The following is a 14,969-nucleotide window of genomic DNA, read 5'->3' as shown; positions in this document are numbered from 1 at the left end:
AACAATATCAACTGTGCCGTGCCATGACACAGTTGTGAAGAATTGCGTAACGACGGCTCAGGCCAGATCGCCCTGCACCAAAGGGACGAAGCGCACTGGCTCGATGATTTCTTCAATCAATTCATCACCCTGGCGGCGTAGACGCTTTAACACTTGCTGATCTTCACCCACCGGGAGCACCATTTTGCCGCCTTCACCTAATTGCGCTATCAGTAAAGTCGGAATTTCAGGTGGAGCGGCGGTGACAATGATGGCATCAAACGGGCCGCGTGCCGGCCAACCTTGCCAGCCGTCGCCGTGACGCGTTGAGATATTGTGGAGATCGAGTTGCTTCAAGCGGCGTTTGGCCTGCCACTGCAACCCTTTGATGCGTTCGACGGAATAAACATGATTGACCAGATGCGCCAGAATAGCGGTCTGATAACCCGAACCGGTGCCAATCTCCAGCACGCGCGATTCAGGATTGAGCTCTAACAAGGCGGTCATACGCGCCACCATGTAAGGCTGTGAAATGGTCTGCCCGTTGCCAATCGGCAGCGCAACGTTTTCCCAGGCTTTGTGCTCAAACGCCTCATCGATAAAACGCTCACGTGGCACATCGGCGATGGCTTTCAATATCCATTCATCATGAATGCCCTGCGCGCGCAGTTGCTCCAGCAGCGTTTCGATGCGGCGATTCACCATGCCAGCTTTACCTCAGCCTGGATTAGCCAGTCACTTAACACCTGTTGCGCAGCGTGCGCGGTCAAATCCACGTGCAGCGCAGTAAGTGAAACATAGCCTGCATCAACAGCGGCGAAATCGGTATCGGGGCCAGCATCAAGTTTCTCGCCTGGCGGACCAATCCAATACAGCGGCTGACCGCGTGGATCTTCAGTGCAGATCACCTGATCAGCAGGATGGCGGCTACCACAACGGGTCACGCGAAAACCTTTGATGTCGGCCAACGGCAAATCAGGCACATTGATATTGAGAATGCGCCCAGTACGCAGCGGCGCATGTGATAAAGCTCGCAACAGTGTGCACGTTACCGCAGCGGCAGTATCGTAATGCTGATGTCCGTTAAGCGAAACGGCGAGCGCAGGCAATCCAAGGTGGCGCCCTTCCATCGCAGCCGCCACAGTACCGGAGTAGATCACATCATCGCCAAGATTTGGACCGGCATTGATGCCAGACACCACAATATCGGGACGCGGCTGCATGAGCTTGTTCACGCCAAGAAACACGCAATCTGTTGGCGTCCCCATTTGCACCGCAATGTCGCCGTTTTCATGGGTGAAGGTTCGCAGCGGCGTTTCTAAGGTCAGCGAGTTAGATGCGCCGCTCCGATTGCGATCGGGCGCAACCACCTGCACCTGCGCAAATTCACGCAAGGCACGCGCCAAAGTCTGAATGCCCGGCGCATGGATCCCGTCATCGTTACTCAGCAATATCCGCATCGTTACCTTCTTGTTGGAGAAGCTCACGCACCACGCTGGTAGCAAAACTGCCGGCTGGTAACCAAAACTGCATTTCCAGCGTCACGTCATCCCACCAATCCCAGCGCAGATCCTTTGGCACCACCAGCATCGCACGGCGAGCGGCATCAACACGCTCGCGCTCCAGCAGTGTAATCAATTCTTCCGCGCCTGCCAGGCTTTGCTGCTCGAAAAGCAGCGCATCGCCTTGTGGGCCCGCATCGCCACGGCCAGGCAGCGGCGCGGTGATGCGCAGTTGATGATGTTCAACCCGTTGTTGCACATCATCTAATTCTTCAGCCAGCGCGACAAACCAGCTGCCGCGTCCGGCGAGTTGAACCGCATCGCCAACATGTACCTTATCCAGCGCGCCGTCACGCTGCAAACGCGCACTGGTCACCTGATTAAACAGATGACTGCGCGTGGCTGACAACAGCAAACCTTTCATATTGCGATCGCGCGGACGAAAAGAATCCTTCGCCCACTGTTTTGCCTGGGTCAGGTTATTGCCGCCACGGCCAAAACGCTGCTCGCCGAAATAATTCGGCACGCCGCCTTGCTGAATCTGTTGTAAGCGTGCTTCGACTGCGTCGCGATCGGAAATCTGCCGCACGATTAAACGGAACGCATTGCCTGCCAGCGCGCCGGTGCGTAGTTTGCGCTTATGACGAATCACTTGCAGGATTTCCACGCCTTCCAGCTGGAAGCCCGCCAGATTCGGCATGCCATTTCCCGGCACACGGAAGCACAGCGTTTGTTCGGTCACCGCATGGCGATCTTTCATGCCGGCATAGCTAAGATCGCGTACCGGCACGCCGAGAAATTTGGCGATGGCTTCCGCGACAAAGCGTGTGTTGCAGCCAATTTTGCGGATGCGCACCAGCAACTGTTCCCCTTCACCATCGTAGGGATAGCCAAGATCTTCAATCACCACGAAATCTTCGGGATTGGCTTTGATCACGCCGGTTGCGCTGGGTTTGCCATGCAGGTAAAGCAGCTCACTCATGCCTGATCGGCCTTAATCAGCAGCGCCACGGCTTCACAAGCAATGCCTTCGCCGCGACCGGTAAAGCCGAGCTTTTCGGTGGTGGTGGCTTTAACGTTAACGTCGTCCATATGGCAGCCAAGATCTTCAGCGATATTGACGCGCATCTGTGGGACATGCGGCAACATTTTCGGTGCCTGCGCGATGATGGTCACATCGACGTTGCCGATGCGATAGCCTTTCAGCTGAATGCGGCGCCAGGCTTCACGCAGCAAACCACGGCTGTCCGCATCTTTGAACGCCGGATCGGTGTCCGGGAATAACTTGCCGATGTCGCCCATCGCCACTGCGCCAAGCAGCGCGTCAGTTAAGGCATGCAGCGCCACATCGCCATCTGAATGGGCGATAAAACCGTGTTCGAAGGGAATACGCACCCCGCCAATCACTAACGGACCTTCGCCGCCAAAAGCGTGAACGTCAAAACCGTGACCGATACGCATCATGCGCTCTCCTGTAACTGAATCTGGGTAAGATAAAAGGCCGCCAGCGCCAGATCTTCTGGCCGCGTCACCTTAATATTGTCGCTGCGTCCGCTCACCAATTCCGGATGATAGCCGCAATACTCTAGCGCCGACGCTTCATCAGTAATGGTAGCGCCTTCATTGAGTGCGCGCGTCAGGCAAGCGGTCAGCAGTTGATGAGGGAAAAATTGCGGTGTTAACGCGTGCCATAAATCTTCACGCTCAACGGTATGCGCAATGGCGGCTTTGCCTGGTTCAGCACGCTTCATCGTGTCGCGTACCGGCGCAGCCAGGATCGCGCCAACGTGGCTGTGCTCGCGCACCGCCAGCAAACGCGTTAAATCGTCGGGATGCAGGCAAGGACGCGCGGCGTCGTGCACTAACACCCAGCCGCTGTGAGGAATCGCTTGCAGGCCCGCCAGTACCGATTCGGCACGCGTGTCGCCGCCGGTGACACGTAAAATGCGGGAATCCTGCGCCAACGGCAGAGAATCAAACCAGCCATCATCATTGCTCACCGGCACCACCACCTGTTTTACCGCAGGATGGGCCAGCAGTCGCGCGACGCTGTGTTCAAGAAGGGTGAATTGACCAATGGTCAGATACTGTTTTGGGCAGGCAGCCTGCATGCGGCTGCCCACACCTGCGGCGGGCACCACGGCAATCACATCCGCATGGATCGGGCGCTGGTTCATGGCTTATCGTTGTTGATTTTGCGCAGCTTGTTGCGCGTTACGTTTGTTCTGGTCTGGCACCAGACGATAGAAAGTCTCACCGGGCTTAATCATGCCCAGTTCATTACGTGCGCGTTCCTCAATCGCTTCTGAACCGCCATTGAGATCGTCAATTTCGGCAAACAGCTGATCGTTACGCGCTTTAAGCTTGGCGTTATTCGCCTGTTGTGACGCGACGTCTTCGTTGACGCGCGTATAGTCATGAATACCGTTCTTACCCAGCCACAGGGAATATTGAAGCCATCCCAGCAGCACGAGTAGCAGTAACGTCAGTTTTCCCATCCCCGCCCCCTGAAAAACGGCCCAATCATCCCATAACTTGACGCAGGACTCCACAGCGGCAGCGAAAATGGCGTATACGCGCGTTTGTCTGCACAAATAATGACAGGGAGAATCGCCAGACGGCAGGTAAAGTTTTGTAACCTGCCGATGCGTTTGCACATCAGCTGGACGTTACCAACCAGAGAGAAATGAGAACAGCAACCAGAACAAGCAGATTACCACCGCCGTCGTGACAATCGCGCTCCAGAACAAATGTGTGCGGAACATCAGGCTAAGCACGATGCCAATCAGCACCGAAACCGGCAACAAGGCGAGGAAGAATGGCCAGGTGTAGAGGAAGAAGAACAGCGTGTTGGAGCCGTAGAGCACGAACGGAATCGCCAGTGCACACCAGTACGAGAGAAAGCCAATCACGCCGCCCGGCAGTGACGAGCGAGGCTCATCCGGGGTGCGTTCATCTTTACGTGCCAGCATGGGCGTTACGTTCTGCATAGAGATCCTGTTGACGCTAAGCGCGGCAAACCCGGGTGGATTTGCCGCTGTCGGTTCAGGATCTGATGATATCGCGGTGACGCAGCAGGTCTAACAATTGGCCGGTCAGTTTTGTAACCAATTGTTCGCCATTAAGGTGGATTTCGGGCTGTTCTGGCGCTTCATACACGCTATCAATGCCGGTGAAATTACGCAGCTCACCAGCACGGGCTTTTTTGTATAAACCTTTGGGATCGCGCGCTTCGCAAACTGCCAATGGCGTATCAACGAACACTTCGATGAACTGGCCGGAAGCCAGTAAATCACGCACCATTTGGCGTTCCGCGCGGTGCGGCGAGATAAAGGCCGTCAGCACCACTAATCCGGCATCAACCATCAGCTTCGCCACTTCACCTACGCGGCGAATGTTCTCTTTACGATCGTCATCGCTGAAGCCGAGATCACGGCACAGGCCGTGACGCACGTTGTCACCATCCAGCAAATAGGTGTTCACACCGGCGCGATGCAGCGCCTGCTCCAACGCGCCCGCCACAGTGGATTTCCCCGAGCCGGAAAGTCCGGTGAACCATAGCACCACACCTTGATGGCCGTGCTGCTGTTCACGTTCCTCACGCGTGACCGGATGATCGTGCCACACCACGTTTTCATCGTGCTGCGCCATTACTTGCCACCCAGCAGATCGCGTGCGTTCCAGTGTGGGAAGTGACGACGCACCAGCGCGTTAAGTTCCAGCTCGAAATCGCTGAACTGGCCCGCTGAAGCGCGCGCGTCAGTGAGCGGCTGATTGATCATGCCCGCGCCAACCGTAACGTTGCTGAGGCGATCAATGAAGATCATCCCGCCCGTCACTGGATTCTGGCGATACGCATCCAGCACCATCGGTTCGTCAAAGGTCAGTTCAACCAGGCCAATGCCGTTGAGCGGCAAGCTGTCGACGGTGTGTTTCTCCAGTGAGTTGATCTCAACCTGATGGATCACCTTCTCAACGCGAGCGCGGGTTTTCTTACCGGCGATCTTCACTTCATAGCTTTGGCCCGGCTGCAACGGCTGTTCCGCCATCCACACCACATCCACGTTGGCGGATTGCACCGCTTGCAATTCAGCCGCCGCATCCACCAGCAAATCGCCACGGCTGATGTCGATCTCATCTTTCAACACCAAGGTAATCGCTTCACCGGCACCCGCTTCTGGCAGATCGCCATCAAAAGTAACGATGCGTGAAACAGTCGATTCAACACCAGAAGGCAGCACTTTCACGCGCTGACCGACTTTTACCACGCCAGACGCCAGCGTACCGGCATAGCCACGGAAGTCGAGGTTCGGACGGTTAACGTACTGCACCGGGAAGCGCATTGGCTGATGATCGACCACGCGGTTCAATTCCACAGTTTCCAGCACATCAAGCAGCGTTGGGCCGCTGTACCACGGCATAGTGACGCTCGGCGTTGCCACGTTATCGCCTTCCAGCGCGGACATCGGTACAAAGCGAATATCGAGATCTTCCGGCAGCTGTGCCGCGAAATCGAGGTAATCCTGTTTGATCTGCTCAAACGTCTCTTGCTTGTAATCCACCAGATCCATCTTATTGATGGCGACCACCAAGTGCTTGATGCCCAGCAGCGTGGAGATAAAGCTGTGACGACGAGTTTGGTCCAACACGCCTTTGCGCGCATCGATCAGCAGGATCGCCAGGTCGCAGGTTGATGCGCCAGTAGCCATGTTACGCGTGTACTGTTCGTGTCCTGGCGTGTCAGCGATGATGAATTTGCGCTTCTCGGTGGAGAAGTAACGATACGCCACATCAATGGTGATGCCCTGCTCGCGCTCGGCCTGCAAGCCATCCACCAGCAGCGCCAGATCGAGCTTCTCGCCCTGCGTACCGTGACGTTTGCTGTCGTTGTGCAGCGATGACAGCTGATCTTCATAGATTTGACGCGTATCGTGCAGCAAGCGTCCAATCAGCGTACTTTTGCCGTCGTCGACGCTACCGCAGGTAAGGAAACGCAGCAGGCTTTTGTGTTGTTGCGCGGTCAGCCAGGCTTCTACCCCGCCCTGTTCGGCAATCTGTTGTGCAATAACGGTATTCATCTGCGTCTCCTTAGAAATAACCCTGACGTTTTTTCATTTCCATCGAACCGGCCTGGTCACGGTCAATCACGCGTCCCTGGCGTTCACTGGTGGTGGAGACCAGCATCTCTTCAATAATTTCCGGCAGCGTCTGCGCCTCTGATTCCACCGCGCCGGTCAGCGGCCAGCAGCCCAGCGTACGGAAACGCACCATGCGCTGTTTGATCACTTCACCGGGCTGCAAATCAATACGATCATCATCGATCATCATCAGCATGCCATCACGCTCCAGCACCGGACGCGGCGCAGCGAGATACAGTGGCACGATCTCAATGTTTTCCAGGAAGATGTACTGCCAGATATCCAGCTCGGTCCAGTTGGAGAGCGGGAACACACGGATACTTTCGCCTTTATTAATCTGGCCGTTGTAGTTGTGCCACAGCTCAGGACGCTGATTTTTCGGGTCCCAGCGATGGAAACGATCGCGGAACGAATAGATGCGCTCTTTAGCACGTGATTTCTCTTCATCACGACGTGCGCCACCAAACGCCGCATCAAAACCGTATTTGTTCAGCGCTTGCTTCAGACCTTCGGTTTTCATGATGTCGGTGTGTTTGGCGCTGCCGTGCACGAACGGGTTGATGCCCATCGCCACGCCTTCCGGGTTACGATGCACCAGCAACTCAGCGCCCATCGCTTTTACCGTGCGATCGCGGAACTCGTACATTTCACGGAATTTCCAGCCGGTATCAACATGCAGCAGCGGAAACGGCAGCGTGCCCGGATAGAAGGCTTTGCGCGCCAGATGCAGCATCACCGAGGAGTCTTTACCGATGGAGTACATCATCACCGGATTGCTGAACTCGGCCGCCACCTCGCGGATGATATGGATACTCTCTGCCTCCAATTGGCGCAGATGAGTAAGTCGATTTTGGTCCATAATTTTTCCTCAAGCCAAATTGACAACGGCGGACTCGCGAGCCGCCTGCTGTGCCGAATGTTGGAACCAGGCCAATTGCCCGTGCAAATTGACCACTTCGCCAATCACTAACAGTGCTGGCGTTGGCGCGGCGGCGGCCAGCGTTTCCAGTTGATCCAAGGTTCCAGTTAGAACCTGCTGATCCTGACGCGTACCGCGCCCAATCACCGCCACTGGCGTTGACGCCGCGCGCCCATGTTCGATAAGCCCGGCCGCGATTTCCGCCGCTTTCACCGTGCCCATATAAATCGCTAAAGTTTGTCGCGCGCGCGCCAGTGATGGCCAATCAATGCCTTCGCCGTCAGCGCGGCAATGTCCGGTAATAAACATCACGCTCTGCGCGTAATCACGATGCGTCAGCGGAATACCGGCGTAGGCGGTCGCACCCGCTGCCGCGGTGATGCCGGGCACCACCTGGAACGGAATGCCGGCGGCCTGCGCGGCCTGTAACTCTTCGCCGCCGCGACCAAAGATAAACGGATCGCCGCCTTTCAGCCGCACCACGCGCTTGCCTTGTTGCGCCAGCGTCACCAGCATTTGGTTGGTCTCTTCCTGCGGCACCGAATGCGCGCCAGCGCGTTTACCGACGCAGATGCGATCGGCATCGCGGCGCACTAATTCCAGCACGTCATCGCTGACCAGATGGTCATACAGCACCACATCCGCCAGCTGCATCACTTGTAAGCCACGTAGCGTTAATAAGCCGCTGTCACCCGGACCAGCGCCCACCAGCGTTATTTCACCTTGATTGTCGTTAGTGTTCTCCAGCTCGCGATCCAGCGTGCGGCGCGCTTCATGCACATTGCCCGCCGCCATCTGGCTGGCAAACAAGCCGTTAAACGCGCGTTCCCAGAAACGGCGACGTTCAGACATGCTGCGATAACGCTGCTTGACCTTATCGCGCCACTGTCCGGCGACTTCAGCCATCTGACCGAGATTGGCGGGCAACAGCGCTTCAATTTTTTCACGCAGCAAGCGCGCTAACACTGGCGCGGTGCCGCTGGAGGAGATCGCCACCACTAACGGCGAACGATCGACAATCGACGGGAAGATAAAGCTGCATTTCGGCTGATCGTCCACCACGTTCACCAGCTTGTGGCGCGCGTTGGCAGCGTCGAATACCTGCGCATTAAGCGCGTTGTCGTCAGTGGCGGCGATCACCAGAAATACGTTGTCCAGCTGTGCCGGATCAAAGCGGTGGGCGATCCATTCAATCGCCTCGATTTCCAGCAGCGCCTGCAGCTCATGGCCAAGATCGCGCGCGGCCACCAACACGCGCGCACCGGCGCGACGCAGCAGTTCAATTTTGCGCGCAGCGATTTCACCACCGCCGACAACCAGCACCGGACGGCTTTTGAGATCGGCAAAGAGAGGCAGATAATCCACGTTAACCTTGCTAGTTTTACAATAAGTTAACGCGACTATACGTCCCGCCCTTCAGACAGATGAAATTACGAATTGGAATGAGTAGTTACCGAATGGAATAACGACCCAGGATTGCTGATAACATTTTGTGCTTAACAAATGATATTGCTGGTGTTTCGGAGCAAATCAAATTGTGCAAGCGTCATCACAGTTTCATACTATCTCGGAATTTTTTTAGCATCACTGGATGTCAGAAAAGGACTATCACTATGTTTGCCACTTTCCGCCGCTGCGTGCTGGCAGCACTGATTGCGGGCGGTTTGCCTTTATTGGCTCAGGCTGCGAGCACCACCGCCGCGCCGGGGCATTATGCTGAACAGCAACTACGCCACATCGCCACCTATTTTCCCGGCCGCATGAGCGGCAGCCCAGCCGAGTTGCTCACCGCCGATTACTTGCAGCAGCAATTTAGCCAGCTCGGTTATCAAAGCAATACGCGCCAATTCAACACCAGCTACAACTGGACTGAGAAAAAAGGGCAAAGTCGGCCGCATAAAGTCACCGCCACCTCGGTCATTGCCGCGCGCGCCGGTGACGTGCCGCAGGAGATTCTGATTGTCACGCATCTGGATACCTGGACACCGCTCAGCCGCCATGAAGCGGACAACAATCTCGGCGGCCTACGCTTGCAAGGCGTGGATGACAACGCATCGGGTTTGGGCGTGATGCTCGAACTGGCGCAAGCGCTGAGTAAAACGCCGCTGCACTATGGCGTGCGCTTCGTGGCCCTGAGTGCAGGTGAAGCCGGTTTGCACGGCATGGACGACTATCTGACACGCATGAGCGATCAGGAGAAGAAAAACACCCTGCTGGTGATTGATCTCAACAGCCTGATCGTCGGCGATCATCTTTACTTTAATAGCGGCATTAACACGCCATCGGCGGTGCGCAAGCAGACCAGCGCGCGCGCTTTGCAGCTGGCGCATCGCTATGGAATCTCAGCGGCCAGCCACGCCATGACGGCACGCGATTATCCTGGCGTAAATCCGTTTGATAAAGCCGGTATGCCATTGCTCGACGTGACGGCGGCCAACTGGACGCTGGGCAACAAAGATGGGCAGCAGCAGCGTGCACGTTCCAGCCATTTCCCGGAGGGCAGCGTGCGCCATCAAACCGAGCGCGATAACCTTAATTACCTCGATCACTGGCTGCCTGGACGCATCACCCAACGCACGCGCGACAGCGTGAAGATTCTGTTGCCGCTGCTGACCGAACTCACTAACCCAACAACCTAAGGATTTACTATGTACGTGGTCTATTTAAACTATTTCCGTCCGGTTGAAGAAGTGGAAGCGTTACTCGAACCGCATGTGAATTGGCTGAATCGCTATTTTGACAGCGGCGTGTTTATTGCGGCAGGACGTAAAGATCCGCGCACCGGCGGCGTGCTGCTGGTGAAGGATATTGATCGTGCGCGGCTGGATACCATCCTGGCGGAAGATCCGTTTGTCGCGGTGGCGAATTATGAAGTGACTAAGGTGAATGTGACGCGCTCGGCAGCAGAGTTTGCGGCGTTGCAGGGGATTTGATAAAAAGGAGCGCATGAATGCGCTCCCAACGTTGTAGGGTCGGCAATTATGCCGGCCTGGTCAATCAACCTTCGTGTAACCCACACTCGCGCTTCAGGCCGAAGAAGCGGGTCTCTTCTTCTGCCATGCCCGGTTCCCACTTTTTGGTGGTATGCGTATCGCCAACCGACAGATAACCTTCATCCCACAGCGGATGATATTTCAGTCCGTATTGAGTCAGATACTGATGCACCTGACGGTTATCCCAATCAATGATCGGCAGAATCTTGAACACGCCACGCTGCACCGCTAGCACCGGCAAGCTGGCGCGACTGCCAGATTGATCGCGGCGCAGGCCAGCAAACCAGGTTTGCGCGCCCAGCGTTTCCAACGCGCGGTTCATCGGTTCAACCTTGTTGATCTGGTTGTATTGCTCAATCCCTTCGACGCCCTGCTCCCACAGTTTGCCGTAACGCGCTTCCTGCCACACCGGCGATGTCTCGGCGCGGAAGATCTGCAAGTTGAGATTGAGCTTCTCTGTCAGTTCATCAATAAAGCGATAGGTTTCCGGGAACAGATAGCCGGTATCGGTCAGGATCACCGGAATATCCGGCTTCTGCTGCGTCACCATATGCAGCAGAACCGCCGCCTGAATACCAAAACTGGATGACAGCACAAACGCGCCAGGCAACTGCTCTAAAGCCCAGCTGACGCGTTGCTCCGCAGAAAGCTTCTCCAACTGCACGTTGCTTTCTGCTAACGCCATGATGCGGTCAACTTTTGATGAACCATTCAGTGCTGCGAGATCGAGTACCGTCATACTGCCTCCGAGTCCCAAAAATCACGGGCGGGATCAACCACTGCTTTGATAATGCCCGCGCGAATCACGAAATCGCCGAAACCTTCATCGGCCTGACGTTCAGTGGCCCAGCGCGCCACCAGTTCGTCAATGCTGGCCAGAATCTCACCTTCGTTGATGTTTTCGCGATACATACGCGGAATGCGCGTACCGACGCGGTTGCCGCCGATGTGCAAGTTGTAACGGCCCGGCGCTTTGCCGACCAAGCCCAACTCCGCCAGCAAAGCACGGCCACAGCCATTCGGGCAACCGGTAACGCGTAACACTATGTGCTCTTCGCCGACACCATGCTTGTGCATGATCTCTTCCACTTTGGTGACGAACGACGGCAGGAAGCGCTCGGCTTCAGCCATCGCCAGCGGACAGGTTGGGAACGCCACACATGCCATCGAGTTTTCACGCTGCGGCGTCACCGCTTCCATCAAACCGTGTTCACGGGCGATGGCTTCGATCTGCGCCTTTTGTTTCTCTGGTACGCCCGCCACAATCAGGTTTTGGTTGGCGGTCAAACGGAAATCACCTTGATGGACTTTGGCAATTTCAGCGATGCCGCGTTTCAGCGGACGGCCCGGATAATCCAGCAAACGACCGTTTTCGATAAACAATGTCAGATGCCATTTCTTATCAATGCCTTTCACCCAGCCAATGCGATCGCCGCGCGTGGTAAAGGCATACGGGCGGGTTGGCTCGAAAGTGATGCCAGCGCGTTTTTCCACTTCGGCTTTAAACGTGTCCACACCGACGCGTTCCAGCGTGTATTTAGTCTTGGCGTTTTTACGATCGGTACGGTTACCCCAATCACGCTGTACAGTAACCACGGCCGCCGCCACGTCGAGAATCTTCTCAACCGGCAGGAAGCCAAACTCGCTGGCGGTGCGCGCATAGGTGGCTTTGTTGCCGTGATCAATCGACAACCCACCGCCGACTAACAGGTTAAAGCCAATCAGCTTGCCCTTCTCGGCGATGGCAATGAAGTTCAGATCGTTGGCGTGCAGATCCACATCGTTATGCGGCGGCACCACCACGGTAGTTTTGAACTTACGCGGCAGGTAGGTTTCACCGAGGATCGGCTCTTTATCGGTAGTGGCGACTTTCTCTTTATCCCACCAAATCTCCGCGTAAGCGCGGGTTTGCGGCAGCAAGTGTTCGGAGAGCTTTTTCGCCCACTCGTACGCTTCCTGATGCAATTCCGATTCCACTGGGTTCGAGGTGCACAGCACGTTACGGTTCACGTCGTTGGCGGTTGCCAGCGCGTCGAGTCCCACTTCGTGCAACATCTGATGCGTAGGCTTGACGTTCTTCTTCAGAATGCCGTGAAACTGGAAGGTTTGACGGTTGGTCAAACGGATGCTGCCGTAAATGGTTTTCTCGGTAGCAAATTTATCAATCGCCAGCCATTGGGTTGGCGTGATGATGCCGCCCGGTAAACGGCAACGCAGCATCATGGCGTGGCGCGGTTCCAGCTTCTGCGCGGCGCGCTCAGCACGAATATCGCGGTCATCCTGCTGGTACATACCGTGAAAACGGATCAGCAGGAAGTTATCGCCACTAAAACCACCGGTCAGGCCATCGTCGAGATCTTCAAGGATGGTGCCGCGCAGGTAGTTGCTCTGTTTTTTTAGACGCTCAGCGTCGACCAGCTTGCCTTCAACGACCAGCGGCCCAGGATGTTTTTCGCTCATTAGTAAACGTCTCGCTGATAACGGCGCTCAATGCGCAGCTCACTTAAAAATTCGTCAGCCGTTTCACGATCCATGCCGCCGTGTTCGACCACCACATCCAGTAATGCCTGCTCAACGTCTTTCGCCATGCGATTGGCGTCGCCGCAGACGTAAAGGTGCGCGCCTTCTTGTATCCAGCTCCACACCTCCGCACCTTTGGCGCGGATTTTATCTTGTACGTAAATTTTCTCGGCCTGGTCGCGTGACCATGCCAGATCAATGTTAGTCAGCAAGCCGTCTTTCACATACTTCTGCCATTCCACCTGATAAAGGAAATCATCGGTAAAATGCGGATTGCCGAAGAACAGCCAGTTTTTGCCGCCTGCGCCATCGTTATCACGCTGCTGCATAAAGGCGCGGAACGGCGCGATGCCGGTGCCCGGGCCAATCATGATCACTGGCGTTTCTGGATTGGCTGGCAAGCGGAAGTTGTCGTTGTGCTCAATGAAGACGCGGATTTCGCCATCTTCTTCGATGCGATCCGCCAGCCAGGTTGATGCGCCGCCGCCGCGCTGGCGACCGTCAATTTCGAAGCGCACGGCACCGACGGTGATATGCACTTCGCTTTCGGTTTCAGCCTGCGAGGAAGCAATCGAGTACAGGCGCGGCGTCAATGGACGCAACAGGCCGGTTAATTGCTCAGCGTTTAATTCGGTTGGCGCCTGACGCACCATATCGACAATCGGGAAGCTCTGCGCATAACTCTGCAACTTTGGCTTATCACCGGCCAGTTCCAGCAGCGCATCATTGCGCGACAACGCCGCGTACTGCTCGACGATCTGCGGCGTATTCACGGTGAGTTCGTAATGCTGTTGCAGTGCCTCGGCCAACGGCAAGGTTTTGCCCTGTACCTCAACCGGTTCGTCGCCTTTCAGCCATACCAATTGCAGCAGTTCCTGCACCAGCTCGGCATCGTTATCAAACCATACGCCCAGCGCATCGCCCGGCTGATAACGTAATCCAGAATCGCCCAGATCGATTTCGATATGTCGTACATCTTTATCCGAATCGCGTCCGGTGATTTTCTGGTTAAGCGCAAAGCTGGCCACCAATGGCTCTTCTTTGCTGTACGGGCTGCTATCGACCAGATTGACGCTGCCTGCTGCGGTGATCGCCGCCTGCGCAGGCGATTCACTCGGCACGCGAGCTTTGAGAATTTCAGTCAGTTGTTGACGCCAGGCCGTGGCCTGATCTTTATATTCAACATCGGCATCAACGCGATCCAGCAGACGTTCTGCACCCAACTCAGCCAGGCGCTCATCGAAATCTTTACCGGCTTTGCTGAAAAATTCATAAGAGGTATCGCCGAGGCCGAACACGGCAAATGCGGTTCCCTCGAACTTCGGCGCTTTCTTCGACAGCAGGAATTTATGCAACGCCACAGCTTCTTCCGGCGGTTCACCCTCGCCTTGCGTTGACGTCACCACCACCAGCAGCTTTTCCTGCGCGATTTGCTTGAATTTGTAATCGCCGGCGTTGACCAGATTGACGCCTAATTTGGCGGCCAGCAGGTCGTCACGCAGCTGTTCAGCCAGGCGACGCGCATTGCCGGTCTGCGAGGCGGAAATCAGCGTAATGGTTGGCGTTTCAGCCTGAACCGGCGCAGGTGTGGCGGCAGCGCCCGGCGTCTGATTGACCATGCCCCAGAAATAGCCGGAGAGCCAGGCCATCTGCGTGGTGTTGAAATCCGTGGTTGCCGCCTGTAAGCGCGCGAGTTGCTCCGGTGATAGCGGAAGCAGTGAACCTGGTGCCTGAGTCGTCATTGCGTTAAAAATTCCAGTGTCAGAAGGCCGGATCAAGATGTTGCGAAAGTATGGGTAGGTTACCGGGCTGTATATTAACGATTAAATACGCCTTCGACATATCAAATAACCAAAACGACTAAGTGGTTTTATCGGTAAAGTTAACCAGCAAAAGTGGTTAATCAAGCCGAAGATAT

General features: G+C 55.8%; 16 protein-coding genes. 2 read left to right on the top strand and 14 right to left on the bottom strand.

The genetic code is table 11. The annotated features are described in order from the left end of the window. Positions 1-57: 57 nt before the first annotated feature. The 11 genes from ACPUC7_RS07390 to cysG form a co-directional block, all read right to left on the bottom strand. Complete coding sequence (locus ACPUC7_RS07390; protein WP_494922355.1) at positions 58-684, bottom strand: protein-L-isoaspartate(D-aspartate) O-methyltransferase; 627 nt, start codon at positions 682-684, stop codon at positions 58-60. Further along, positions 678-1,439 carry a 5'/3'-nucleotidase SurE gene (gene surE / locus ACPUC7_RS07385; protein ID WP_494922354.1) on the bottom strand — a complete coding sequence of 254 codons (762 nt, stop codon included), beginning with the start codon at positions 1,437-1,439 and terminating at the stop codon, positions 678-680. Before surE ends, ACPUC7_RS07390 begins: the two co-directional genes overlap by 7 nt. Further along, entirely contained in the window at positions 1,420-2,463 is a 1,044-nt protein-coding gene (gene truD, locus ACPUC7_RS07380) for a tRNA pseudouridine(13) synthase TruD (RefSeq protein ID WP_494922353.1), read from the bottom strand. Before truD ends, surE begins: the two co-directional genes overlap by 20 nt. Continuing rightward, on the bottom strand, positions 2,460-2,942 hold the full coding sequence (ispF, locus tag ACPUC7_RS07375) for a 2-C-methyl-D-erythritol 2,4-cyclodiphosphate synthase (RefSeq protein WP_494922394.1): 483 nt from the start codon (positions 2,940-2,942) through the stop codon (positions 2,460-2,462). Before ispF ends, truD begins: the two co-directional genes overlap by 4 nt. Next, entirely contained in the window at positions 2,942-3,658 is a 717-nt protein-coding gene (gene ispD, locus ACPUC7_RS07370; RefSeq protein WP_494922352.1) for a 2-C-methyl-D-erythritol 4-phosphate cytidylyltransferase, read from the bottom strand. Before ispD ends, ispF begins: the two co-directional genes overlap by 1 nt. A gap of 3 nt (positions 3,659-3,661) precedes the next feature. Beyond that, a complete protein-coding gene (ftsB, locus tag ACPUC7_RS07365; RefSeq protein ID WP_007893240.1) occupies positions 3,662-3,979 on the bottom strand; it encodes a cell division protein FtsB in 318 nt (105 codons plus the stop codon). 171 nt (positions 3,980-4,150) lie between these two features. Continuing rightward, the gene (locus ACPUC7_RS07360; RefSeq protein ID WP_343554593.1) at positions 4,151-4,471 is read right to left on the bottom strand and encodes a DUF3561 family protein; all 321 of its coding nucleotides are present in this window, start codon (positions 4,469-4,471) and stop codon (positions 4,151-4,153) included. A gap of 55 nt (positions 4,472-4,526) precedes the next feature. Further along, complete coding sequence (gene cysC, locus ACPUC7_RS07355) at positions 4,527-5,132, bottom strand: adenylyl-sulfate kinase (protein ID WP_494922351.1); 606 nt, start codon at positions 5,130-5,132, stop codon at positions 4,527-4,529. Then, positions 5,132-6,559: a sulfate adenylyltransferase subunit CysN gene (gene cysN / locus ACPUC7_RS07350; protein WP_494922350.1), complete on the bottom strand. Its 1,428-nt coding sequence runs from the start codon at positions 6,557-6,559 to the stop codon at positions 5,132-5,134. The genes cysC and cysN overlap by 1 nt, the downstream gene beginning before the upstream one ends. Positions 6,560-6,569: 10 nt before the next feature. Further along, entirely contained in the window at positions 6,570-7,478 is a 909-nt protein-coding gene (cysD, locus tag ACPUC7_RS07345) for a sulfate adenylyltransferase subunit CysD (RefSeq protein WP_007893231.1), read from the bottom strand. Positions 7,479-7,487: 9 nt separating this feature from the next. Then, positions 7,488-8,903 (bottom strand): siroheme synthase CysG, encoded by a 1,416-nt coding sequence (gene cysG, locus ACPUC7_RS07340; RefSeq protein WP_494922349.1) that lies wholly within the window; start codon positions 8,901-8,903, stop codon positions 7,488-7,490. A gap of 248 nt (positions 8,904-9,151) precedes the next feature. Between cysG and ACPUC7_RS07335 the strand changes: the two genes are divergently transcribed. Together ACPUC7_RS07335 and ACPUC7_RS07330 are read left to right on the top strand one after the other, a co-directional pair. Further along, positions 9,152-10,177, top strand: coding sequence for an aminopeptidase (locus ACPUC7_RS07335; protein ID WP_494922348.1), 1,026 nt, complete (start codon positions 9,152-9,154; stop codon positions 10,175-10,177). A gap of 9 nt (positions 10,178-10,186) precedes the next feature. Beyond that, positions 10,187-10,471 carry a YciI family protein gene (locus tag ACPUC7_RS07330; RefSeq protein ID WP_494922347.1) on the top strand — a complete coding sequence of 95 codons (285 nt, stop codon included), beginning with the start codon at positions 10,187-10,189 and terminating at the stop codon, positions 10,469-10,471. Between the two features lie 64 nt (positions 10,472-10,535). Here ACPUC7_RS07330 and ACPUC7_RS07325 read toward each other — a convergent pair whose 3' ends face one another. Genes ACPUC7_RS07325 through cysJ form a run of 3 tightly spaced genes read right to left on the bottom strand, consistent with a single transcriptional unit; the run spans position 10,536 to position 14,793 of the window. Continuing rightward, on the bottom strand, positions 10,536-11,270 hold the full coding sequence (locus ACPUC7_RS07325; RefSeq protein ID WP_494922346.1) for a phosphoadenylyl-sulfate reductase: 735 nt from the start codon (positions 11,268-11,270) through the stop codon (positions 10,536-10,538). Continuing rightward, positions 11,267-12,991, bottom strand: a complete 1,725-nt coding sequence (gene cysI / locus ACPUC7_RS07320; RefSeq protein ID WP_494922345.1) for an assimilatory sulfite reductase (NADPH) hemoprotein subunit — start codon at positions 12,989-12,991, stop codon at positions 11,267-11,269. Before cysI ends, ACPUC7_RS07325 begins: the two co-directional genes overlap by 4 nt. Beyond that, a complete protein-coding gene (cysJ, locus tag ACPUC7_RS07315; protein ID WP_494922344.1) occupies positions 12,991-14,793 on the bottom strand; it encodes an NADPH-dependent assimilatory sulfite reductase flavoprotein subunit in 1,803 nt (600 codons plus the stop codon). The genes cysI and cysJ overlap by 1 nt, the downstream gene beginning before the upstream one ends. Positions 14,794-14,969 lie beyond the last annotated feature (176 nt).

Source organism: Pantoea sp. CFCC18179, assembly GCF_059412405.1.
Note: the sequence above shows the minus strand (reverse complement) of the source record. Positions and strands in the feature narration are given on the sequence as shown.